At 24.6% G+C, this 281-nt stretch carries 1 protein-coding gene; it reads right to left on the minus strand.

All coding sequences use genetic code 11. The annotated features are described in order from the left end of the window. On the minus strand, positions 1-253 hold a 253-nt coding region (locus tag HU137_RS12900), incomplete at its 3' end, for a hypothetical protein (protein WP_220457239.1). Positions 254-281: the final 28 nt, after the last annotated feature.

Raw genomic sequence — 281 nt, forward strand, 5'->3', positions numbered from 1 at the left:
AGACAATTTTATATTCAAAAGAGTTAAGGTTTATACAAATCAAATTTGTATTTGGTGTTTTTGTTGAATTCCATTGTTGTAGAAATAGGAATGATTTGTGTCTATAAAACCAATCTCCATAAATATCAAATTCTAAAAGCTTAATTTCAGGAATAGACTTAAGTTTAAAATAAGCTGGACCGAACCTTATTTCACTTTCATATTTTGACTGAATTTCAAGTCTTTCAGTTTTTACAAAACCTTCCCAATTCATTTATTGAAATTATATTTTATAAAATTAA

This window comes from Moheibacter lacus (assembly GCF_014042165.1).
GTDB lineage: Bacteria > Bacteroidota > Bacteroidia > Flavobacteriales > Weeksellaceae > Moheibacter > Moheibacter lacus.